19 protein-coding genes are annotated in these 21,807 nt (G+C 64.9%); 10 read left to right on the forward strand and 9 right to left on the reverse strand.

Annotated elements, in window-relative coordinates:
- Position 1: 1 nt before the first annotated feature.
- From J2W49_RS08560 to J2W49_RS08580, 5 genes are all read right to left on the reverse strand, one after another.
- Positions 2 to 709, reverse strand: coding sequence for an HAD-IA family hydrolase (locus J2W49_RS08560; protein WP_310314350.1), 708 nt, complete (start codon positions 707 to 709; stop codon positions 2 to 4).
- Complete coding sequence (locus J2W49_RS08565) at positions 706 to 1,977, reverse strand: Tm-1-like ATP-binding domain-containing protein (protein WP_310314353.1); 1,272 nt, start codon at positions 1,975 to 1,977, stop codon at positions 706 to 708. The genes J2W49_RS08560 and J2W49_RS08565 overlap by 4 nt, the downstream gene beginning before the upstream one ends.
- Positions 1,974 to 3,350, reverse strand: a complete 1,377-nt coding sequence (locus J2W49_RS08570; protein WP_310314357.1) for an aminotransferase class III-fold pyridoxal phosphate-dependent enzyme — start codon at positions 3,348 to 3,350, stop codon at positions 1,974 to 1,976. The genes J2W49_RS08565 and J2W49_RS08570 overlap by 4 nt, the downstream gene beginning before the upstream one ends.
- Before the next feature lie 133 nt (positions 3,351 to 3,483).
- Positions 3,484 to 4,944 (reverse strand): NAD-dependent succinate-semialdehyde dehydrogenase, encoded by a 1,461-nt coding sequence (locus tag J2W49_RS08575; protein WP_310314360.1) that lies wholly within the window; start codon positions 4,942 to 4,944, stop codon positions 3,484 to 3,486.
- A gap of 138 nt (positions 4,945 to 5,082) precedes the next feature.
- Positions 5,083 to 6,099 carry a helix-turn-helix domain-containing protein gene (locus J2W49_RS08580; RefSeq protein ID WP_310314364.1) on the reverse strand — a complete coding sequence of 339 codons (1,017 nt, stop codon included), beginning with the start codon at positions 6,097 to 6,099 and terminating at the stop codon, positions 5,083 to 5,085.
- A 179-nt stretch (positions 6,100 to 6,278) separates the two neighbouring features.
- On the opposite strand from J2W49_RS08580, the gene J2W49_RS08585 reads away from it, so the two are divergent.
- The gene (locus J2W49_RS08585; protein WP_310314367.1) at positions 6,279 to 7,790 is read left to right on the forward strand and encodes an APC family permease; all 1,512 of its coding nucleotides are present in this window, start codon (positions 6,279 to 6,281) and stop codon (positions 7,788 to 7,790) included.
- A 167-nt stretch (positions 7,791 to 7,957) separates the two neighbouring features.
- On the opposite strand, the gene gshA is transcribed toward J2W49_RS08585, so the two are convergent.
- On the reverse strand, positions 7,958 to 9,250 hold the full coding sequence (gene gshA / locus J2W49_RS08590) for a glutamate--cysteine ligase (RefSeq protein WP_310314370.1): 1,293 nt from the start codon (positions 9,248 to 9,250) through the stop codon (positions 7,958 to 7,960).
- Positions 9,251 to 9,434: 184 nt separating this feature from the next.
- Positions 9,435 to 10,715 carry a glutamate-5-semialdehyde dehydrogenase gene (locus tag J2W49_RS08595; RefSeq protein ID WP_310314372.1) on the reverse strand — a complete coding sequence of 427 codons (1,281 nt, stop codon included), beginning with the start codon at positions 10,713 to 10,715 and terminating at the stop codon, positions 9,435 to 9,437.
- Positions 10,716 to 10,857: 142 nt separating this feature from the next.
- On the opposite strand from J2W49_RS08595, the gene J2W49_RS08600 reads away from it, so the two are divergent.
- Positions 10,858 to 12,012 (forward strand): DUF2855 family protein, encoded by a 1,155-nt coding sequence (locus J2W49_RS08600; RefSeq protein WP_310314374.1) that lies wholly within the window; start codon positions 10,858 to 10,860, stop codon positions 12,010 to 12,012.
- Positions 12,013 to 12,094: 82 nt separating this feature from the next.
- Positions 12,095 to 12,475: a rhodanese-like domain-containing protein gene (locus J2W49_RS08605; RefSeq protein ID WP_310314376.1), complete on the forward strand. Its 381-nt coding sequence runs from the start codon at positions 12,095 to 12,097 to the stop codon at positions 12,473 to 12,475.
- 65 nt (positions 12,476 to 12,540) lie between these two features.
- On the opposite strand, the gene J2W49_RS08610 is transcribed toward J2W49_RS08605, so the two are convergent.
- Positions 12,541 to 13,326 (reverse strand): IclR family transcriptional regulator domain-containing protein, encoded by a 786-nt coding sequence (locus J2W49_RS08610; RefSeq protein ID WP_310314377.1) that lies wholly within the window; start codon positions 13,324 to 13,326, stop codon positions 12,541 to 12,543.
- 139 nt (positions 13,327 to 13,465) lie between these two features.
- Here J2W49_RS08610 and J2W49_RS08615 point away from each other — a divergent pair, with 139 nt between their 5' ends.
- The 7 genes from J2W49_RS08615 to J2W49_RS08645 all read left to right on the forward strand — a co-directional run bounded on the left by J2W49_RS08615 (position 13,466) and on the right by J2W49_RS08645 (position 19,112).
- On the forward strand, positions 13,466 to 14,356 hold the full coding sequence (locus tag J2W49_RS08615; RefSeq protein WP_310314378.1) for a shikimate dehydrogenase family protein: 891 nt from the start codon (positions 13,466 to 13,468) through the stop codon (positions 14,354 to 14,356).
- Between the two features lie 32 nt (positions 14,357 to 14,388).
- Entirely contained in the window at positions 14,389 to 15,180 is a 792-nt protein-coding gene (locus tag J2W49_RS08620) for a 3-ketoacyl-ACP reductase (RefSeq protein WP_310314381.1), read from the forward strand.
- A gap of 100 nt (positions 15,181 to 15,280) precedes the next feature.
- Entirely contained in the window at positions 15,281 to 16,270 is a 990-nt protein-coding gene (locus J2W49_RS08625) for a tripartite tricarboxylate transporter substrate binding protein (RefSeq protein ID WP_310314384.1), read from the forward strand.
- Positions 16,271 to 16,358: 88 nt separating this feature from the next.
- Positions 16,359 to 16,859, forward strand: coding sequence for a tripartite tricarboxylate transporter TctB family protein (locus J2W49_RS08630; RefSeq protein WP_310314387.1), 501 nt, complete (start codon positions 16,359 to 16,361; stop codon positions 16,857 to 16,859).
- On the forward strand, positions 16,856 to 18,352 hold the full coding sequence (locus tag J2W49_RS08635; RefSeq protein ID WP_310314388.1) for a tripartite tricarboxylate transporter permease: 1,497 nt from the start codon (positions 16,856 to 16,858) through the stop codon (positions 18,350 to 18,352). The genes J2W49_RS08630 and J2W49_RS08635 overlap by 4 nt, the downstream gene beginning before the upstream one ends.
- Positions 18,349 to 18,690, forward strand: coding sequence for a hypothetical protein (locus J2W49_RS08640; RefSeq protein WP_310314391.1), 342 nt, complete (start codon positions 18,349 to 18,351; stop codon positions 18,688 to 18,690). The genes J2W49_RS08635 and J2W49_RS08640 overlap by 4 nt, the downstream gene beginning before the upstream one ends.
- A 188-nt stretch (positions 18,691 to 18,878) precedes the next feature.
- Positions 18,879 to 19,112, forward strand: coding sequence for a DUF6429 family protein (locus J2W49_RS08645; protein WP_310314394.1), 234 nt, complete (start codon positions 18,879 to 18,881; stop codon positions 19,110 to 19,112).
- Between the two features lie 282 nt (positions 19,113 to 19,394).
- Here the strand turns inward: J2W49_RS08645 and J2W49_RS08650 are convergent, their stop codons facing one another.
- Positions 19,395 to 21,629, reverse strand: coding sequence for an ATP-binding cassette domain-containing protein (locus J2W49_RS08650; RefSeq protein ID WP_310314396.1), 2,235 nt, complete (start codon positions 21,627 to 21,629; stop codon positions 19,395 to 19,397).
- Positions 21,630 to 21,807: the final 178 nt, after the last annotated feature.

Consider the following 21,807-nt stretch of genomic DNA (forward strand, 5'->3'; position numbering starts at 1 on the left):
GTCATCCCTTTGCTGAGCGCCCAACGGCGCGCGGTTCGTCAATCTGCGCATCAACGCCCAGCATTTCCAGCGCCTGCTGGTAGGACGCGGCGGGCCGCAGCACATCGAAATGCACCACCCGCATGCCAGCGCGCACACCGCCGTCGGCGTTGCGCTTCTGGTCGTCCACAAACACGCACTCGCTGGCCGGTAGACCGAGCGCCTCGGTCACCGCCGCATAGGCGCGCGGATCGGGCTTGAGGATGCCGGTGTAAGTGGCGTCCACGATGAGGTCGAAGTGCTGCAGCAGCGGCAGGCGGCTGCGAAAGTCGGCGCCGTAGAACAGGTCCAGCTCGTTGGAGAGGATCGCCAGGCGCTTGCCCGCGGCCTTCGCTGCGTGGATGGTTGCAATGGCCTCGGGGCGGATCACCGCTGTGACATCGGCGCCGCGCGCCCGCTGCACAAAGGTTTCCATCGCGCCCCAGTCTTCGCCCACCAGACGGCCCACCTCGCGGGTGCGGGTCATCCAGTAGTCGCGCTCGCTCAGTTTGTCGGCCTGCATGTCCTGCCACAGCGGGTCGCTGCCAGGGTCGAACGGTCCCTTCCAGGTGAGGGAGCCGGGCGCCAGACCCAGCGCCTGTTCGGTCAGGGGGTGCGTCTCAAACAGCATACGGCTGATCACGCCGCCGAAGTCGAGCACCAGGGCTTTTGCATTCGATGGTTCGCTCATGCGACCGCCCTGGTGGCAAGTTCGTGAGTGACACCCGCTGGTACCAGCCCGGCGGCCACCCAGGCATCAAACACCTGCAGTGCGGCCTGCGCGAAGGCCTCGTCGTTGATGTGAGCGTCCACCGGCTGGAACACGGTGTCGGGCGAGACCACGTGGGTCATCTCGTCGACAAAGGCCTTGAGGCCCTTGGGGTCGTGCAGGGCTTCGCCGGGGCGGTCCCATTGCTCCACGCCGCCCGTGGGCAGCAGCAGGCAGGTGGGGCCGGTGGCCTCAGTCAGTCGGTCGCTGATGGCGCGGGCCACGCTGCGGCGCATGTCGTGGTCCACACAGACTGAAGCGATCAGGCGGTTGTGGTCGTGCACGGCGCGCCCGGCGAAGCGTTCGGGGCAGCGCGTCCAGGCCGCAAAGTCCACCATGTCGGTGGCGCCGGGTGCGACGATCTGCGGCACACCGGCCCGGCCCGCGCCCAGCAGGCGCTCACTGCCCGCGCTCACACAACTGCCCGCCAGATCGTTCACCAGTTCCTGCAGGCTGAAGTCCATCACCGCCGCAAAGTAGCCGCGCTGCGCCAAGTCTTCAAAGGCGCGCCCGCCCATGCCGGTGGTGTGGAACACCGCCAGTTCGTAGCCGCGCGCCTCCAGCGCGGGCTTGAGCTTTTTCATGTACGAGAGCGCACTGCTGCCCAGCGAGGTCATGCCCACCACGGGACGCGGATCGCCCTCGACCGCCTGCGCCCGGCAGGCACCCACCACCGCGCCCGCAGCCTGGCTCAGCGCGGCCTTGCACAAACGGTTCAGGCCGTACAGGCCACCGGCCCAGAGCCGCATGATGAGATCGGGCGGGATGCGGGCGGGTGGGATCAGGGGCGAGTACGCGATGGTGGACAGCACCACCTTGGGGCAGCCCAGGGGCAAGGCGTTGGCCACGTCCAGCGCGAGGTCGGTGCCCATGGTGCCGCCCAGGGCCAGCAGGCCGTCGAAGCGGCCTTCCAGGTGCCACTGCGTTGCGATCAATGCCGCGCCGGTGGCCATGAGCTTCATCGAGGTGTTTTCGTCGCCCGTTTCCATGACCTGCTGCAGCGTCACGCCAGCGGCGGCGGCCACCTCGGTGTTCAGGATGTCGGGCGTGAAGCCGCCTTGGCCGAGCACGCCCACGTCCATCACCAGGGCTGTGCCGCCGCCGTGTTCGACCGACTCGCGCAGGAAGGCGATCTCGTCGCTCTTGGTGTCGACCGTGCCAATGAGCAGGATCACCGGCGGCCTGCTCACAGCGATGCCTCCACCGCCGCGAAGGATGCCTCCAGCGTGTCGCACAGGTGGTCGACCTCGGTCTGCGAAATCACCAGCGGCGGCGAGAGGATGAGGTTGGGGCCGGAGATGCGCACCATCAGGCCGCGCTGGTAGGCCTCTTTGGCCACGCGGGCGGGAATGTCGCTGCTGCGTGGCATGGGCGTGCGCAGCGCCTTGTCCTGCACCATCTCGATGCCCAGCATCAACCCCACGCCACGCACATCGCCCACGAAGCTACAGCTCTGCGCCAGCTTGCGCAGACGGGCCTGCATCACGGCGCCCACGCGCCCGGCGTTGCCCGGCACGTCCAGCCGCTCGATCTCGTCCAGTGTGGCGAGTGCGGCGGCGGCGCCCACCGGGTGGGCGCTGTAGGTGTAGCCATGGCCCACGGCGGCCTGGCCAGTCTTGTCGTCGTTGAACACCTGCGCCACTTTCGAGGAAATGGCGGTGGCGCCCAGCGGCACGTAGCCCGAGCTGATGCCTTTGGCCAGGCACCACAGGTCGGCGCGAATTCCCCCTCCTTGGCCCCACAGGCGGGTACCGAACAGGTGGCCGGTGCGACCGAAGCCGGTGACCACCTCGTCGGCGATCAGCAGCACGCCGTGCTTGTCGCAGATCTTGCGCACCAGGGGCCAGTAGTTGGCCGGTGGCACGATCACGCCGCCTGCACCCTGCACCGGCTCGGCGATGAAGGCGGCCACGGTGTCCGGCCCTTGAAACACGATTTCGCGCTCCAGCAGTTCGGCGCAGATCTCGCCCAGTTCCAGCGGGTCGTCGGTGAAGGGGTTGCGGTAGAGCCAGGGCGTGTCGATGTGAAAGCACCCGGGCAGCAGCGGCTCGTAGGCACGGCGGAAGTTGGTGTTGCCGTTGACACTCATGCCGCCGAAGTGCACGCCGTGGTAGCCCTGGCGCAGGCTGATGAACTTGAAGCGGTCTTTCTCTCCGCGCAGCTTGTGGTACTGCCGCGCGAGCTTGAGCGCGGTCTCCACCGCGTCGGAGCCGCCGCTGGAGAACATCACGCTGGCCACGCCATCGGGTTCCATCAGCTTGACCAGCCGGGCGGAGAGTTCAATGGCGCGGGGATGCGAGGTGCCGCGGAAGGTGTTGTAGAAGGGCAGCTCGTCGAGCTGGGCCACGATGGCGTCGCGCACCGCCGTGGCGCTGTGGCCCAGGTTGCTGGCCCACAGGCCACCGACGCCGTCGAGCAGCTTGTGCCCGTCCACGTCCCAGATCCAGCAGCCCTCGCCGCGCGCGACGATGTCGGGTCTGGTCTTTTTCATGGCCGCCGGGTGGGCCATGGGGTGCCATTGGTACTGGCCGTTGTCTGCCTTGAGTTGTGCGATGTTGCTCATGATGTACTTTCAAATAAAACCGATGTCTTGCCCAGCAAACACTGCGGAACCGGCTTTGCCGGGCCGCTGGTGTTGCCCCTTGAGGGGCTGAGCGGCTACGCGCAGCGAGCAAGCGATGGGGGTGGTCACGTTTTTAGAATGGCTGACCGACGGTGATGGTCTTGACCTCGGTGTAATGCGTGATGCCCTCGGCACCCTGCTCCTGCCCGATGCCACTCTCCTTGTGGCCACCAAAGGGCAGCTCGGGCTGCGAGACGCCGAAGTGGTTGATGCCGACCATGCCGGCCTCGATGGATTCGCCCAGTCGGTGGGCGGTGTGCAGGTCGCTCGTGAAGGCGTAGGCGCCGAGCGCGTAGGGCAAGGCATTGGCCTGAGAGATCGCGTCGTCCAGCTCGTCAAAGGGCTGGATCACGGCGATGGGGCCGAAGGGTTCCTGCTGCATCAAACGACTGGTGGGCGGCGCCTCGGCGAACACCGTGGGCTCGAAGAACCAGCCTGGCCGGTCGGCACGGTGGCCGCCCGCGAGCAGGCGCGCGCCCTGGCCCACGGCGTCGTCCACGAAGCGCTCCATGTCTTCGATGCGGCGAGCGTGGGCGAGCGGACCCATCTGGGTGGCGGCGTCCAGGCCCGAACCCAGCTGCAGCTTCTGCGCGGCGGCGGCGAAGCGTTCGCTGAAGGTGGCGAGCTGCGCGCGCGGCACGTAGAAGCGGATCGGCGAGGCGCAGACCTGGCCGGCGTTGCGGTACTTGGCGGTGACCGATTGCTTGAGCACGAAGTCCAGCGCAGCGCCCTCGCACATGTCCTCACACACGATCACCGGCGCGTGGCCACCCAGCTCGCCGGTGAAGCGTTTGACATGGCGCGCGGCCTGCTCGCCCAGCAACTTGCCCACCGCCACCGAACCGGTGACCGAGACCTTGGCGATCTCTGGCCGCTCGATGAGGAACGACGACACCAGCGCCGGGTCGCCACACAGCATGTTGATGACCTCGGCGGGCAGCCCGGCATCCAGAAAGCAGCGCACCAGCAGCATGCAGCTGGCCGGTGTTTCTTCGGCCGGCTTGATCACCACGCTGCAACCCGCAGCCAGCGCACTGCCCAGCTTGCGGCTGGGCAGGTTGACCGGGAAGTTCCAGGGCGTGAACGCCGCCACCGGGCCCACCGGGACGCGGCTCACGGTGTGCGAGAGGATGCCATCGACCCGTGGCGCCACCGTGCGGCCGTACAGGCGCTTGGCCTCTTCGGCCTGGAAGTCGATGATGTCGGCCGACAGAACCACCTCGCGCTTCGCTTCGGCGAGCGGCTTGCCCTGCTCCAGCGTGAGCACGGTGGCGATCTCATCGGCGCGCTGTCGCAGCAGCTCCGCCGCGCGGCGCAGGATGACGTAGCGGTCGTGCGGGCGCACGCGGCGCCATTGTTCGAAGCCGTGCTGTGCCGATTCGGCAGCCGCGGCGAGTTCGGCGGGGCCGGCCAGCGGGAGCTGGCCGATCTCGGTGGCGGTGGCCGGATTGAACACAGGGCGCGCGCCGCCGGAGGCCTTCTCAAGCCATTGGCCGGCCACGTACAGGGCCGGGTTCACAAAGGTGGTCGTCATGAGGCTCTTGGGTTGAAGTCGCATCGGCGGCCAGGATTGGCCACCGGGACTTGAACCTTAAAAGCACCCCCTGCGTGGGCGTGATCGGTTTTGCGCAAAGCCAGGCTCAGGGTTTACCCCGACGGCCCAGCGCCCCGTTCAACCGCGTGCAAGTTGAAGAGTCTGCGAGGGCAGTTCGTGGAACTGGCGCTTGTAGTCCAGCGAAAACTGTCCCAGGTGCCAGAAACCCCAATGCGCGGCCACGTCCTGCACCGTGGTACGCGCATCGGGCTGGCTCAGGGCGCGGCGCACGCCGTTGAGGCGCAAGGCGCGGAAGTACTTGGTGGGCGAGGTGCCCAGCACGTCCTGGAAACAGTAGTTGAGCTTGCGCCGACTCGCCCCCACCCGGCTGCACACCTGCAGGATCGACAAGGGTTCGTCCGGCTGGGCCAGGGCGAGTTCGCAGGCGCGGTCCACCATGCGTTTGCGCCGCTCCTGGGTTTGCAGATCGCTCAGGTCCACAGACGGGGGCAGCGCCTCGATCCACTCGATCAGGATGTCGTCGCGCATCTGCAGCATGGGCGCCGGCATGTCCGGCAGGGTCTTCAGGCTGAGCGCCTGGCGCAGCAGCTGTTGGTGGTTCAGGCGCAAGGCTGCGGCCGCCTCCGGCGAGGCCTGCAGCACCAGTTGCTTCTCCAACCAGAGCGCCAGCGGCTTCTGGTACATGCGCTCCCACAGCGGGGTCAGCAGTGAACGCTCCACCACCAGTGCGATGAGCTGGTGCCCGGCGGGCGTGACCAGGTCGATGTCGTTGCCGCGCCCGCACATCACCGCATGCGGCGGGACCTTGCGGCCATGGAAGTACACCTCGTCCACCGGCGCCAGCGACATGGCAAAGCCATAGACCTCGTCGCCCAGCCGGCCTTGCTGGCGCAGCACCACGTTGGTGCTTTCTTTGACCAGCCGCAAGCCCGGCAGTTGCACGAAGACCAAGCCCCCCTCGAACCGGCCACTGGACAACTGTTCATAGGCCAGCGCCCAGCCACCCTGCGCGCGCGCATGGGCGTCGATGTCCTGGCTTTGCACCGCGCGGACCCATGAGGCCGAATCGTGCGACGACGACACCGCCGCCGCCGCTGGGACGGCACCCGCTTCCTCTTCCTGCATGACCGCCATGAAAACTCCTTGCCCTCAGCTTGCCTTGCGAGGCGATCCGGGGTCTTGGTGGTAACCCTTAGAGCGTCCTGCGCGCTTTTGATAACGGATCTGCGACCGCGACTCCTAGCATCGCACCACCAGTTTTCGCTGGCTTGGCCCGCCCTGAGTCACAGCAATTTTCAAACCAGGAGTTCGCGATGAGCACCCCCAACCCCGCCCCCGAAGCCAGCCACGGCGCTGGTCAATCCTTGCACAAGAGTCGCCTGGTGGCGGTCGATATCGTCTTCTTCGTGATTGCCGCAGCAGCTCCACTGGTGGGCATGACGGGCGCACTGCCGGCAGCCATCGTACTGGGCAACGGCGCGGCCGCGCCGGGCGCCTACCTGCTGGTGGGCCTGGTGCTGCTGCTGTTCAGCATCGGCTACGCGGCCATGGGGCACCGCGTCACCAACGTCGGCGCCTTCTTCGCCTACATCGGGCGCGGCCTGGGCATCCACTTCGGGGTGGGGTCGGCCTTCACTTCCCTGCTCGCCTACCTGGCCATCCACCTGTCGGTCTACGGTTTCTTTGGGGGCCTGGTGGCGGAACAGGTGGGCGGCCTGCCGTGGTGGGGTTGGTCGGCACTCGCCTGGTGCCTGGTGACCTACCTGTCGCTGCGCCGTGTGGACGTGGGTGCGCGCATCTTGGGCGTGCTGCTGGTGCTGGAACTCCTGGTGCTCATCGTCACCAGCACCGCCATCTTCATCAAGGGAGGTCCCGAGCTGGCGCAATGGGGCGCTTCGTTCAACCCCACCAACATCCTCGCGGGCGGACTGGCCGGCTCGGCGGGCATCGCCTTCGCGTTCGCCTTCGCCTCCTTCATCGGCTTCGAAGCCACGGCCATCTACGGCGAGGAGTCGGTCAACCCCAAGAAGACCGTGCCGCGCGCCACCTACATGGCCGTGACGCTGATCGCCACCTTGTTCGCCGTGACCGCGTTCGCCGTGGTGACGGGCCTGGGCGCCGGCAGCGTGGTCGACAAGGTGGTCGAACTGTCCTCGGTGGATGGTGTGCCACTGGCCAACCCGGCAGCGGTGCTGTTCACCCTGGCCTCCACCTATGTGGCGCCCTGGCTGGGCAAGACCATGGAGGTGCTGGTGATCTCCAGCATGTTCGCCGGCCTGCTGGCGTTCCAGAACTCGGCCAGCCGCTACTTCTATGCACTGGGCAGGGCGGGCACCTTGCCCGTGGTGCTCAGCAAGGTCAACCGCCGGGGCGCGCCGGCCGCCGGTTCGCTGGCCACGTCGGCGATCACAGCGCTGGTGATCTTCCTGTTCGCCGTCAACGGGCTCGACCCGGTGGTCAACATGTTCTTCTGGTTCAGCGGCATGGCCGTGCTGTCGATCCTGCTGATCGAGATCCTGGTGTGTCTCGCCGTGATGTCGTACTTCCACAGCCACCCGCAAGACGCCAACCTGCTGCAATCCAAGATCGCACCCGCCCTGGCCAGCATCGGACTCACCATCGGCCTGTACCTGCTGATGTCGCGCTTCGGCCTGCTCACCGGCGAAGTGGCCGAAGGCATCGACCCCACCGTCACGGCATGGGGCCTGAATGGCCTGGGCTGGTTCATGCTGTGGCTGCCCTTCGCCACCCTGGTCCTAGGCTACGCCTACTCCCGCCTGCGCCACGCCAACCAAGTGCAAGCCATTCAGGACGTGGTGACCTGAGAGGCTCGATTAAAAAAGCAGAGACAGGCCCTGCTACTTCTCCGACGCGAAATGCCTTGATCAAGGGATTCCGTCGGGCCGGCTTTGCCGGACGACTGGAATCGCCCCCTTGAAGGGGGTGACGCCGAAGGCGGCGCGGGGGTGGACCTTAACTTGCGGAGCGGGGGTTATTCGTAGACCTCCGCTTCCGGATCCGTCGCCTCCAACTCGTAGCTGGCAGCCAGCATGGCCAGCCGCCCGATCACGCCGTACATGTAGAAGCGGTTGGGCACGCTGGCACCGGGTTTCACGCCGGGCTGCGGCAGCTGGGCGCTCTGCTCGAAGGCCAGGGGCACGAAGCGCGAACCCGGGGCGTTGAGGTTTTCGTCCACGCCGCGCTCGGCATGCACGCGGTAGAAGCCGCCCACCACGTAGCGGTCCATCATGTAGACCACCGGTTCGGCCACCGCCGCATTGACGCGCTCGTTGGTCAGCACGCCTTCCTGGATGATCACGTCCGTCACCGTCTGGCCAGCCTGCACCTGGGCCATGCGCTCCTTGGTGGCGGGCGACAGGTTGTCGATGTCCTTGGCGTCGCGCACGGTGAGGATGCCCATGCCGCCGGTGCCGTTGTCGGCCTTGATCACCACAAACGGCTTTTCGTTGATGCCGTATTCCTTGTACTTGCGGCGGATCTTGGCGAGCAGCGCGTCGGTGTTGCTGCGCAGGCATTCCAGGCCGGCGTCTTCAGCGAAATTGACCTCGCCACACTGGTTGAACATCGGATTGATCAGCCAATGGTCCATGCCCAACAATTTGCCGAAGCGCTTGGCCACTTCCTCATACGCCTTGAAGTGGTGGCTCTTGCGGCGCACGCCCCAGCCGGCGTGCAGCGGCGGCAAGAGGTACTGCTCGTGCAAGTCTTCCAGAATGCCGGGCGCGCCGGCACTGAGGTCGTTGTTCAGCAGGATGGTGCAGGGATCAAAATGCTTGAGACCCAGGCGGCGCTTGCTGCGGATCAGCGGCTCCAGCGTGACCGACTCGCCCCCGGGCAGATCGATCTTGGTGGGCGCCTTGATGTCGTTGGAGAGCGAACCCAGGCGCACGTTCAGGCCAGCCTGGAAGAAGATGCGCTGCAGCTGCGCCAGGTTGCTGAGGTAGAAGATGTCGGTGGTGCTCTCGGGCACCAGCAGCAGGTTCTTCGCCTCTGGGCAGATCTTTTCAATCGCGGCCATGGCGGCCTGCACCGCCAGCGGCAGCATTTCCGGCGTGAGGTGGTTCCAGCCGCCGGGGTAGAGATTGGTGTCCACAGGCGCCAGCTTGAAGCCGGCGTTGCGCACGTCCACCGAGGTGTAGAACGGCGGCGTGTGCTCCATCCATTCCAGCCGGAACCAGCGCTCGATCACCGGGGTGGATTCAAGAATGCGCTGTTCGAGCTCGTTGATGGGGCCGGTGAGAGCGGTGACGAGATGCGGAACCATGCTGGAGGAGCCCCCCGCGCCGCCTGCGGCGTCACCCCCCGGTGGGGGGCGCCAGCTGGGCCCGGCAAAGCCGGTTCCGCGCTGGCCCTGGACGCTTGTGCGTTGCGTGTGGGCTGGAATTGGAGGGGTTAAAGAGGCGAAGGCTTCGAGGATATGGGGACAAAGGCCGGGCTTGCAAGCTCGATCAGCCCCTGATTTCACCCTCGCCAAGCACCACGTACTTTAGCGAAGTCAGCCCTTCCACCCCGACCGGGCCCCTGGCGTGAAATTTGTCTGTGCTGATGCCGATTTCAGCACCCAGCCCGAACTCGAATCCATCAGCGAAGCGTGTACTCGCATTCACCATCACGCTCGCCGAATCGACCTCGCGCAGAAAACGCTGGGCGTGCACGTGGTTGGTGGTGAGGATGGCGTCGGTGTGGTGGCTGCTGTAGCGGTTGATGTGGGCAATGGCTTCGTCCACGCCTTCGACGACCTTGATGCTGATGACCGGTGCCAGGTATTCCTCGGACCAATCGGCCTCGGTGGCGTCTTTCAGGCTGCCGCCCTGCACCGCAGAAAGAATGCCCTTCGACGCCGGGCACACCCGCATCTCCACCCCTTTGGCTGCATAGATCGCGCCAATCTTTGGCAGGAACTCTGCCGCCACGCCCCGCGCCACCAGCAGGCTTTCGGTGGCGTTGCAGGGGCTGTATTTCTGGGTCTTGGCGTTGTCGGCCACCGTGACCGCCATGGCGATGTCGCAGGGGTCGTCCACATAGGTGTGGCAGTTGCCGTCCAGGTGCTTGATGACGGGCACCTTGGCCTCGGCGCTGATGCGCTCGATCAGGCCCTTGCCGCCGCGCGGAATGATCACGTCCACGTACTGCGGCATGGTGATGAGCTGGCCCACGGCGGCGCGGTCGGTGGTGGGCACGAGCTGCACCGCATCGGTCGGCAGACCGGCGTCCGTCAGCGCCCGCTGCACCAGCGCGGCCAGGGCACGGTTGGACTCGATCGCCTCCGAGCCGCCACGCAGAATGGCGGCATTGCCGCTCTTGATGGAGAGTGACGCGGCTTCGATGGTCACGTTCGGCCGGCTCTCGTAGACCATGCCGAACACACCAATGGGCACGCGCATCTGCCCCACCCGAATGCCGCTGGGCATCTGCTTCATGCCGGTGATGTCGCCAATGATGTCGGGCATGGCCGCGAGCTGCTCGCAGCCCTGAGCGCAGGTTTCGATGACCTTGGGGGTGAGCTTGAGGCGATCCACCATGGGCTCGCTCAAGCCGTTGGCCCGGGCGCGCTCCAGGTCTTTGGCGTTGTCCAGCTGCAGCGCGTCCACGTTGGCGCGCAGCAGAGCCGCCAGACCACGCAAGGCCGCGAGCTTGGTGGCTGCACTGGCCTTGGCCATAAGTGCCGAGGCCGCCTTGGCCTGCAGCCCCAGCGTGTTCATGAGTTCGGTGGTGTTGGTCGCGTTCATCGGGCGATTTTCGCAGAGCAACAAGCACTTGGGGGAATCAGGGCCACACCGGTCGCACAAGAGGCGAAACGCGTGTGACAACCGCACGCGCCGAACCGGTGCACCATCTCGACTCCCTGTTCCCCTCTTCGCGAGCCGCCGCATGACCACCACCCAGTTCCAGGTCCGCAAGGACCGACTCGACAACACCCGCACCGTGGAGTTGCCCCAAGCCGCCCTGGCTGACGGCGAAGTGCGGGTACGCATCGAACATTTCGCGTACACGGCCAACAACATCTCTTACGCCGCGTTTGGCGACGCCATGAACTACTGGCAGTTCTTCCCTGTGCTGCCGCAGGCGGGCGAGCCGGCTGACGACAACGTGCCCTGGGGCCTCATCCCGGTGTGGGGCTTTGGCGTGGTGGTGGAGACCCGTTGCGCCGGGGTGGCCGAAGGTGAGCGCCTGTATGGCTACTGGCCCATGGCCACGGATGTGGTGCTGCAACCCGCCCGCGTGTCGCCCGAGGGTTTTTTTGACGGCGCCCCGCACCGCGCCGCCCTGCACCCGGTCTACAACCAGTACCTGCGCTGCGCGACCGACCCCTTGTACAACCCCGCCAACGAACCCCTGCAGGCGCTGCTGCGGCCTCTGTTCCTCACCGCCTGGCTGATCGACGATTTCCTGGCCGACAACGATTTTTTTGGAAGCAATCAGCAAGGCCAACGCGGCGTGATGCTGCTCTCGTCGGCCAGCAGCAAGACCGCCTACGCCACCGCCGCCCAGCTGGCCCGGCGGCCCGAGGTGAAGGTGGTGGGCCTGACCTCGCCCGCCAACGTGGCATTCTGCGAAAGCCTGGGCGTGTACAGCCGCGTGCTCACCTACGACCAGCTCGACACGCTTGCGGCCGATGCGCCCTGCGTGTACGTGGACTTTGCAGGCAACGGCACGCTGCGCAAGGCCATCCACAGCCGCTTCACGGCGCTGGCCTACAGCTGCTCCATTGGTGGCACCCATGTCGACCAACTCGCCGGCGGCCGCGACCTGCCCGGGCCGCGACCGGTGCTGTTCTTTGCGCCGGCACAGGTGAAGAAGCGCCATGGCGACTGGGGTGCAGCTGGGTACAAAGAACGCATGACCCGCGCCTGGCACGCATTCGTCCAGCAGGTGAATCAGCCGGAAGCGCCCTGGCTGGTGGTGCAGCAGCACGGTGGCCCCGAGGCCGTGCAGGCGGCGCACGCGCTGGTGCTGGGCGGGCGTGGCGACCCGAGGCTGGGGCACATGTTGTCGCTGGTGGCCTCCACACACTTGCGCAATTGAGCGGATGCGCATGGCGCAGACTTGAACCCAGGCCATTGCGCCACACCTGCCTTGAACCCGTCGCCCCTTGTAAGAGATCCCGATGAAAAACGCCATGAACCTGGTCGCCGCCGCCAAAGCCCACGTCACCGAAGTGCCACTGGATGCGGCCGATGCCGCGATCCGCGATGGCGATGTGCTGATCGACGTTCGCGAAGAAAGTGAATTCGCGGCCGGGCACATTCCCGGCGCCGTGCACGCCTCGCGCGGCATGCTCGAGTTCAAGCTCAGCAGCACACCCGCCCTGCAGCCGCGCGACCTGAAAGTGGTGCTCTACTGCAAGACCAGCGGGCGTGCCGCCCTGGCGGCACAAACCATGCGCGACATGGGTTACCTGAACGTAAAGTCGCTTGCCGGGGGCTTTGATGCCTGGAAGGCGGCGGACAAGCCCGTGGTGCAGCCGGAGCTGCCGAGTTTCGGCTGACTCGCTTTAAAGGGAAGCGGCCGCGCCTTTAGCCAGAGCATGCCCAACCATCCCCTGAACAGGCTCTAAATCAAGGGCAGGAGCGCCATGGCTGTCTCGCGCAGCTTGGGCAGCAGTTGCTTCTCCACCGATTCGATGGACCAGGCGTGAACCTGCAGCGTCATGCCAAGCGCGCCCTTGCATTGGCCATGCCGGTCAACGAGCGCCACGGCAACGCCCATAAGGCCTGGATCCAGCAGTTGCATGGTGATCCAGTGGTCCATGCGCTTGGCCTGACGCACCCACTCGACAAAGGTCTCACCATCGCAAGCGGCATGGGTGGTGAACACCGCAAATTCATGTTCATCGATCCATTTCGACAGCGCCTCGTCGTTCATTCGCGCCAGCAGCACCACGCCCGGCGTGACCACATGCGCCGGCACGCGAGCGCCGGAGTGAAAGCCGATGGACACCACACGCGGGCTGTTGCTGCGCGCGATGTAGACCACCTCGTGGCCGTCGAGCACGCTGACGTTGACGGTCTCGCCGGTTTCCATCGAGAGCCGCTGGATGAAGGGTTGCACCAGACGCGGCAGGCGCGCCGCGCCCAGGTAGCTCTGGCCCAGGCGGAGCACGCGCGGCGCCAGCCAGAAGCGTTTGCCGTCGGTCTGTGCGTAGCCGAAGTGGCACAGGCTCAGCAAATACCTTCGTGCCGCCGTGCGGGGAATGCCCGTGCGCTGCGACACCTCGCTGACGGTCATTCTCGGATGGTCATCGTCGAACGATTCGATCACCAGCAAGCCCCTGCCCAAACCCGCGATCAGGTCGGCCGGATCGATCGGGAACTCGACATGCAGCGCGGAGGTGGACATAGGGAAAGCGATAGATATGACCGGAGATCGGACAGACCCATCCGATTATCGGTGGAGATGAAACCCAACGCTATCGACTGAATCGGCGGCAGTTCGTACAGTCGCCGACATGCCATGCATCCAGTCATTTGTTACCGCCATGCCCGCCGTCCGCGGAAGCACCGAACTGCTCTTCACCGTCGCCAACCCCGTCGCCCAGGTCATGGCGCCACAGGCGTTGAACCTGATTTTTTCGCGTTTTGACATGGATGCGGTGGGGGTCCCCATCCGGATCGAGGACCATCAGTTCAAACCTTTCATGACCAGCGCGCTGGCGGCGGGCAATGTGCGCGGCATGCTGGTGTCCATTCCGCACAAGACGCGATTGATGAAGCTGCTCGACAAGGCAGACCCGGCGGCCACGCGGGCTGGCGCGGCAAACGCGGTGCGCCGCAACGCCGACGGAATGCATGAGGGCGCTCTGCTTGATGGCAGCGGCTTCCTCGGTGCGCTGCGCCACCATGGTGTCGAGGTTGAAGGACGCAGGGTGCTCCTGCTGGGCGCCGGTGGCGCCGGCCTGGCCATCGGCTGCGCACTGGCCGCCTGCCAACAGGGTCCCGCCGAAGTCGCGGTCTTCGACTCGGACGGACATCGCGCAGAGCAACTGGTGAAACTGCTGGAAACCACCCCACCGGTGCGCACGCACGCGCGCGTCGCTTCCAGCAGCGACCCTGCAGGCTTCGATCTGGTGATCAATGCAACGCCCCTTGGACTGCGCGCGACCGATCCACTGCCCTTTGACCCGCAGCGTATGGAGCGCAGCGCGACCGCCTTCGACATCCTGATGAAGAGCCAAACCACGCCGGTGGAGCGCGCGTGCCTAGAAAGAGGCATCCGGGTCTTCCATGGCCACGAAATGATGGTTCAACAGATCCCCGGCTACCTCGACTTTTTCGGGTTCGGAGCGATTGCCGCAGAGCTTCGTCAGGCCGATCACCCGGTGATGGCTGAGGTTCGCCACGCCATCGTCGGTCGGGCCCGCGCAGCCTGATTCACCCGCAACCAGCCAGCCACCACCACCTCATGTCGTCGAACAGCCGCCCCTCTCTGCGTCGACCCCGCGCACTGGTCACCGGTGCGCGCCGCGGCATTGGCAAAGCCATTGCCCTGTCGCTGGCGCAATCGGGCTTTGACCTTGTGTTATCTGATCTGGAAGACAGCAACGATTTGCAGCGGGCTGTGGATGAGGTGAGAGCGTTGGGCATCCATGCGGCCGCTGTGCCCGCCGACATCGCCGACGTGTCCTCCCACCAGCAATTTCTTGCTGACGCAGAAGCCACCATCGGCGAGCTGGATTGCCTGGTCAACAACGCGGGCGTTTCCGTGTTGTCCAGGGGCGATCTGCTGGATGTGACACCCGAAGGGTTTGACCACTGCCTGCACACCAACACGCGCGGTACTTTTTTCCTCACCCAGGCTTTCGCCCGCAAGCTTCTCGCCCGGCCGGCCACCGCTCATCACCGCAGCATCATCACCATCACGTCTTCCAATGCCCAGGCGGTGTCGGTGCAACGGGCCGAATACTGCGTGTCCAAAGCGGCGCTGGCAATGGTGTCTTCGCTGTTCGCCGTGCGTCTCGGCGGTGAAGGTGTGGGTGTCTATGAGGTGGTGCCGGGTTTGATCGAAACCGAAATGAGCGCGGCATCAAAATCACACTACGATGCGGCGATCGAGCGCGGCTGGCTGGTCATGCCCCGGTGGGGGAAACCTGAAGAGGTGGGCAAGGCCGTCAGCACGCTGGCGATGGGTCTGCTGCCCTACACCGTCGGCCAGTCGATCAAGGTCGACGGTGGCATGCTGATCCAGCGTTACTGAAGGAGTACCCAACAACCGTGTACAACCCTCGCCGAGCAACCCTTTTCCCCCGGTCCATCGAAGACCCTTTTTTCAAGTCCGCAACCACCAGGAGACAACGATGAAATTGATTCGAACCACCATGGCCGCCTTGGCGAGCGTGGCCATCATGGCCAGCGCCTCGGCGCAAGGATTCCCGGAGCGCGAGCTCTCCGGCATCATCCAGTGGGGCGCAGGCGGCGCGACCGATGTGGTCAGCCGTGCGCTCACGCCAGGCGCCGAAGAGGCACTGGGCAAAAAGATCGTGCTGCAGAACAAGCCTGGCGGCGTGGGCGCCATTGCCACCAACTTCATCAACCAGCAGCCCAGCGACGGCTACACCTTGCTGTTCGGCGCAGAGAACCCGCAACTGCATCCGATCCTGGGCATCAGCGACCTGGACTATTCCAAGTTCTATCCGGTGAACATCGTGGGCCGGGGCAATGTGCTGCTGGTGACGACCCCCAACAAGCCATGGGCTTCTTTCAAGGATCTGCTGGCCGACGTTCAGGCCAATCCTGGAAAAATCAAACAGGCGTCAACCGGTACCGGCGGCTTGCCTTTCACCGTGGGCGCCATGATCTCCACGGTCGCCAAGTTTCCCGTGACCTCTGTGCCGTTTGATGGCGACGGACCGGGCGTCACCGCCTTGCTCGGTGGCCATGTGGATCTGATGTTCGTGGGCGCGGGTGCTGCGGCCGAACACATCAAGGCGGGGCGCCTGAAGGCATTGGCCGCCATTGACGCGAAGCCCTTTGGCGATGTGCCTCCGATCACCCAAGACCTTCCTGCGCTGGGGAAGTACCTGCCCTGGGGACCGTTCTACGGCGTCTTCGTCAAGAAGGACACGCCCGATGCAGCCAAAACCCGGTTGACCGAGGCCTTCAAGAAGGCCGTTGACGACCCGAAGTTCAAGGAACTGATGGCGGCCCGCGGCAACGTGGTGATGAACCTGTCGGGCGCCGAAGCTGAAGCCTTTTTGAAGAAGTGGCAGTCGGTCACCGCCTGGACCTACCAGGAGGTGGGTGTGGCGAAGAAGAACCCGGCCGACCTGGGCATTGCCAAGCCCTGAGAGGGGCCCATGGGCCTAGCAGGCCCGGCGGCTCCAGAGTCGCTGGGCCTTGCACCACCTTGAAGCCTCAAAAGAGGAACACCCCATCATGCACCTCCAACGAAGCCGGCTGCCCGGCCAAATCGCATTCACTGTGATGCTGTTGATGTTCAGTGTCTTCATGCTCTGGACCGCTTACGGCATTTCAGGCTTCGAGTCGCTGACGTCGGCCGGTTCGTTCCCCATGCTGGCGACCGCCGTCATGGTGATCACCGGTCTGGTCAACGTCATGCAAGCCCTGCGTGAAACACCCAGTCCGGCTCAGGAGGGCGAGTCATTGCCCCGGCAGTTCATGCGCCAGCTCACACCGGGCGTGCTGATCGGTTTCACGCTCGCGATCGTGGCCTACATGCTGGCGCTGGAATGGGTGGGTTTTCTGCTGTCTTCGTATGTGTTCCTCGTGATCTCCATGTGGCTGCTGGGCAGCCGACGCATCGTGCTCAATCTGGTGGTGTCGGCACTGAGCCTGGGCGCCATCTACATGATCTTCCAGACGGTGTTCTCTGTCGTTCTGCCCAGCGGAAAGCTCTTTGCCGGGTGGCTCCCATGAGCGAGACGCTCGGGTTTTTTCTCATCCCCTGGCTGGATCCGCAACTGCTGATGCTGACAGCGGCCGGCACACTGGCCGGCATCTACATCGGCGCCATTCCCGGCTTGTCCGTGACGATGGCGGTGTCGATCCTGATCTCGTTCACGTTCAAGTGGGAGGTCAATTCGGCGCTGGCCTTGATTGCCGGGATCTACTTTGGCGGTGTCTATGGCGGCTCGCGCAGCGCCATCCTGCTGAACATTCCCGGCGCGCCCTCGGCCATCGCCACGGCGCTGGACGGCTACCCCATGGCCAAGCGCGGCGAAGCCGGCCAGGCCATCGGCCTGACCACCATCATTTCGGTCTTTGGCGGCTTCATCGGCATCCTGGCGCTTGCGCTGGCCGCCCCTGCGGTGTCGGAACTGGCCCTGAAATTCGCGCCGCGCGACTACCTGATGCTGGCAGTCTGGGGCATCCTGCTGGTGGGCAGCCTGTCCGGCAATTCGCTGTCCAAGGGCATCTTCGCAGGCGCGCTCGGCGTGCTGATCGGTTCCGTCGGGCTGGACCCCATGACCGCGGAGCCACGCTTCACCTTCGGCAACCTCCAGCTCACGGCGGGCATCTCGTATGTGGCGGCCATGATCGGATTTTTCGGGGTGGCAGAGGTACTGGCTCAGTTGCACGAGTTGAAACTCAAAGCAATCAAGCAAAACGTGTCCAAGATCATCCCGTCGTGGAGCGTGGTGCGCAAGCACCTTCCCCTGGCCACGCGCACATCGGCCATCGGGGTGGTGGTGGGCGCCCTGCCCGGGGCCGGTGGCGACATTGCCGCACTGATGGCCTACGACCACGCCAAGCGCAGCGTCAAGAACCCGGAGGTTCCCTTTGGCGAAGGAGCGGTGGAGGGTCTGGTGGCCCCCGAGTCCGCCAACAACGCGGCCATTGGCGGTGCCTACATTCCGATGATGACGCTGGGCATTCCCGGCGATGCCGTGACCGCCGTGGTCATTGGCGCGATGTACATCCACGGTTTGAAGCCTGGGCCGCTACTCATGGTTGAGACGCCCCACCTCTTCTGGTTCACCGTGGGTTGTCTGACGCTGGCCAACATCTTCCTGCTGGTCTTCGGCCTGACCGGCATCAAGCTGTTTGCCAAGATCGTCGAAACGCCCAAATCCATGTTGCTGCCCTTGATCCTGGTGCTGTCAGCGGTGGGGGCCTACGCGATCAGCAACAACCCCACCGATGTCTACTGGATGCTCGGTTTCGGGGTGCTGGGCTATTTCCTGAAGATGTATGGCTACCAGGTGGGCCCGGTGATCCTGGGGATCATCCTCGGACCCCTGATGGATCGCAGCTACCGACAGGCCATGATTTCAGCTGAGGGCAATGTGGGCCAGTTCATCGGCGAGTTCTTCACCTCACCCCTGTCTGCCATCATCCTGGCGGCGCTCACCTTCACCATCGTCAGTCAGACCCGATGGTGGAAGCGGATGCGCCACCGCGCCGCATGAAGGGTGCCATTTTCACCGCTGTGGTTGCCGAACTGACAGGCGAACCAAGTGTCTCTGTTGGCCAGCGCGGAAAGAAGGGCTTTGGCTCGTCCGCGTTGCAGGTGAACGGCAAGATCTTCGCCACGGTTTCTTCCGAAGGCGCATTCGTGGTCAAGCTACCGAAGCAGCGCGTTGAAGCGCTCGAGGCTCAGGGCAGGGGCCAGCGCTTCGACCCTGGGCACGGTCGGCTCATGAAAGAGTGGCTGGTACTTAACCAAGCTTCAACAGGGGAGTTCATTTCACTCGCCCGCGAGGCATTGCAATTCGTGGGTGGTGGAACGCGAGACCCCTCCAATTGACGCCGAATCGGGTAACCGGGAGTTACTCGAACGCCTGGTGCCCACACCACCCACCACACGGGTTCGCAGCGGGCGGATCAGCAAGAGCGATTGAAGAAGATGGGTTGTTGCGGCTCACACGCAGAGCAACTTGAAGAAGCCATTTCCTGGTTTTGCATCGACATATGGCCTCTCATTAGGAGAAGCCCATGAAGCTAGACCCCGATCGAATCGACCAAGCCGTCTTGGCGCTCCTCTTCCTTGGGCTGCATGAAGGCTCCAGAGCCTGGAAGTCTTTCGACTGGGGCTTTGAAACGAAACGGGCGCTGTACCAGGCCATGATTTGCCGCTTAGGTGACGATGGGATTCCGCGCGAGAACTGGGGTCTGGCCGGTGGTCAGGTTGGCTCCGAAGTCGATCCAGGCTATCAGGTCGAAAGGTAGCGAAGCGCCCTGCTCCGCTCTCGAGACAGCGCGGTGCGCGGGTGGGAATCAGGAAGACGCACAGCAGACGGTATTCGGAGGTTGACGGCGGGACCAGCGCGCCGTCGGCATGGCGCAGCAACGCACGAAGCCGAGCCACCAGCTCGCCAGGCTCGAACGGCCCGAACGGCTTGCTGACGTAGTCAGCCGGACCGATTTAGAAGGGCAGGAGCCAGTCTGAAGAAGACGTTGGCCAAATCCGAGCCGAAGATCCCAACCTCGACGCGGATCCCGCCTCACCTCTCAGGCCACGTGCCTTCGAAGGTGAGTGGCGGTTTCACCCGTTCCGTTGGCGAGCATCGCGGCAACGGTTCCTGCGAACACGACACGGCCGCCCCGCTGGCCGGCCTCCGGACCCATGTCGATGACCCAGTCCGCCTGGGCGATCACGTCCAGCTGGTGTTCGATGACGATGAGCGTCGCGCCACGCTCGATGAGGCGGTCGAACAGCCGCAGCAGACGGTCGATGTCCGACAGGTGCAGGCCCGATGTCGGCTCGTCAAACACGTAAATGCGCCCGGACTGCGCCAGCTCTGTCGCCAGCTTCAGCCGTTGCCGTTCCCCTCCTGACAGGCTGGACAGCGGCTGACCGAGCGACAGGTAGGCCAGTCCGACTTCATCCAGCCGATCCAGCGCGGGCAGAATGTCCGGTTCATCGAAGAAAGCCCGTGCCTCGCCCACGCGCATCGCCAGGATCTCAGCGATGTTCTTGCCGCGCAGCCGATGTTGCAGCACTTCCTCGGTGAATCGGCGGCCGCGACATCGCTCGCAGACGCTGACGATGGGCTCCATGAAGGCTAGGTCCGTTTCCGTGGTGCCAAGGCCCTTGCAGACCGGGCAGGCACCGTCCGAGTTGGTGCTGAACAGCGAGGCACTGGCCGTGTTGGCTTGCGCAAAAAGCCGCCGAATCGGATCGAGGATGCCGGTGTAGGTCGCAGGGTTCGAGCGGCGCGATCCGCCAATGGCACCTTGGTCGATGCACACCGTCTCCGGGTACGCGTGCACGAAGGCGCCATTGATCAAGCTGCTCTTTCCCGAGCCGGCCACACCGGTCACGGCTGTCATGACGCCCTGCGGAATGTCAACGCTCACGTCTTTCAGGTTGTGCAGGCTGACCTTGCGCAGCGGCAACCAGTCCGAGGCAGCCCGGGGGGCAGAGTTGACCCGCGCGGGACGCGAGAGACAACGACCCGTGGGCGTGTTGGCCCTACGCAGATCCGCCACGCTCCCCTGGAAGGTGATGGCTCCGCCCGCTTCGCCCGCCCCGGGACCGATGTCGATGACGTGGTCGGCCATCGCGATGACATCGGGATCGTGTTCCACCACCAGGACCGTGTTTCCCTTGTCCCGCAGGTGTCGCAACAGTGCGGCCAGCCGTGCGACGTCACGAGGGTGCAGTCCGACGCTGGGCTCATCGAAGATGTAGCTCATGTCGCTGAGGCTGCTGCCCAGGTGCCGGACCATCTTCACGCGCTGGGACTCGCCGCCCGACAAGCTTGTCGTCTCGCGCCCGAGGCTCAGATAGCCGAGCCCGATGTCGACCACCTGCTGCAGCCGGTGGGCAATCATCGGAACCAGGGATGCCGCCAGGGGCGCGTCCACTTCTTGCACGACTGGCAGCAGTTCGCCCACTTCCAAGACACACCAGTCCGCGATGTTCCGGCCGCTGATGCGACTGCTCAAGACTTTCTCGTTGAGCCGCGCTCCCTGACACTGCGGGCAGGGCCCGGCGGTGACCAGCCAATCCCATTCCGCGCGGTTCAGACCCTTGATGTCGTCGAGGTTGCGGCGCAGAAAGTTGCGCCGGATGCGCGGCAGCACACCCTCGTAGCGGCTCGTGGGCGGCCAGCCCGGGCCGGGCTGCTCAATCGGCACATCCTCGGCATGGAGCAGCGTGTGCCACTCATCCTTGCTGAAGTCCTTCAATGGCTTGTCGTTGTCGAAGAGGCCGCTGTGCACGTAGCGCTTCCAGCGATAACCACCGACCGCAAACGCGCTGAAACGGATGGCCCCCTGGTTCAGCGACAACTCGCGATCGAACAGCCGATCCAGGTCGACGGTGTCGACCTTGCCCAGCCCCTCGCATTGCAAGCACATGCCGTCGGGATGGTTGAACGAGAAGATGTTGGAGTAGCCCACGAAAGGCTGCCCGATCCGCGAGAAGAGCAGGCGGATCAGCGCCAGGATGTCGGTCGCCGTACCGACCGTCGAGCGTGCGTTCCCGCCCAAGCGGCGTTGATCGACAACGATGGCGGCGCAGAGGTTCTGCAGCGAATCCGCGTCTGGCTGCGGATGGTGAGGCAATCGATGCCGCACGAAGGTGGAAAAGGTTTCATTCAGCTGGCGCTGGGACTCGGCTGCAATGGTGTCGAACACGAGCGACGACTTTCCGGAACCAGACACCCCGGTGAACACGGTGACTCGCTTCTTCGGAATGTCGACACTGACATTGCGCAGGTTGTTTTCCCGCGCGCCCACGATGCGGATGACATTTGTCGAAACAGGCGGAAGATTTGTCGTTGAAGGACTTCTTGATGTCATATCCATTCTTGGCAATCCGCGTTCCTGCCGATAGCGGGTTTTGCGACTCCGTGACGCCAAGTGGGCTTGCTTTCTACGCCGTGTGCAAAGCGGGGCATCTTCTTCGAGTCGCGTG

The organism is Hydrogenophaga palleronii (assembly GCF_031457455.1).
GTDB lineage: Bacteria > Pseudomonadota > Gammaproteobacteria > Burkholderiales > Burkholderiaceae_C > Hydrogenophaga > Hydrogenophaga palleronii_A.

Coding starts and splice junctions, on each gene's coding strand:
- J2W49_RS08560 (WP_310314350.1), bottom strand. CDS start 709: ATGAGCGAACCATCGAATGCAAAAGCCCTGGTGCTCGACTTCGGCGGC.
- J2W49_RS08570 (WP_310314357.1), bottom strand. CDS start 3,350: ATGAGCAACATCGCACAACTCAAGGCAGACAACGGCCAGTACCAATGG.
- J2W49_RS08575 (WP_310314360.1), bottom strand. CDS start 4,944: ATGACGACCACCTTTGTGAACCCGGCCCTGTACGTGGCCGGCCAATGG.
- J2W49_RS08580 (WP_310314364.1), bottom strand. CDS start 6,099: ATGGCGGTCATGCAGGAAGAGGAAGCGGGTGCCGTCCCAGCGGCGGCG.
- J2W49_RS08585 (WP_310314367.1), top strand. CDS start 6,279: ATGAGCACCCCCAACCCCGCCCCCGAAGCCAGCCACGGCGCTGGTCAA.
- gshA (WP_310314370.1), bottom strand. CDS start 9,250: ATGGTTCCGCATCTCGTCACCGCTCTCACCGGCCCCATCAACGAGCTC.
- J2W49_RS08595 (WP_310314372.1), bottom strand. CDS start 10,715: ATGAACGCGACCAACACCACCGAACTCATGAACACGCTGGGGCTGCAG.
- J2W49_RS08600 (WP_310314374.1), top strand. CDS start 10,858: ATGACCACCACCCAGTTCCAGGTCCGCAAGGACCGACTCGACAACACC.
- J2W49_RS08605 (WP_310314376.1), top strand. CDS start 12,095: ATGAAAAACGCCATGAACCTGGTCGCCGCCGCCAAAGCCCACGTCACC.
- J2W49_RS08610 (WP_310314377.1), bottom strand. CDS start 13,326: ATGTCCACCTCCGCGCTGCATGTCGAGTTCCCGATCGATCCGGCCGAC.
- J2W49_RS08615 (WP_310314378.1), top strand. CDS start 13,466: ATGCCCGCCGTCCGCGGAAGCACCGAACTGCTCTTCACCGTCGCCAAC.
- J2W49_RS08620 (WP_310314381.1), top strand. CDS start 14,389: ATGTCGTCGAACAGCCGCCCCTCTCTGCGTCGACCCCGCGCACTGGTC.
- J2W49_RS08625 (WP_310314384.1), top strand. CDS start 15,281: ATGAAATTGATTCGAACCACCATGGCCGCCTTGGCGAGCGTGGCCATC.
- J2W49_RS08630 (WP_310314387.1), top strand. CDS start 16,359: ATGCACCTCCAACGAAGCCGGCTGCCCGGCCAAATCGCATTCACTGTG.
- J2W49_RS08635 (WP_310314388.1), top strand. CDS start 16,856: ATGAGCGAGACGCTCGGGTTTTTTCTCATCCCCTGGCTGGATCCGCAA.
- J2W49_RS08640 (WP_310314391.1), top strand. CDS start 18,349: ATGAAGGGTGCCATTTTCACCGCTGTGGTTGCCGAACTGACAGGCGAA.
- J2W49_RS08645 (WP_310314394.1), top strand. CDS start 18,879: ATGAAGCTAGACCCCGATCGAATCGACCAAGCCGTCTTGGCGCTCCTC.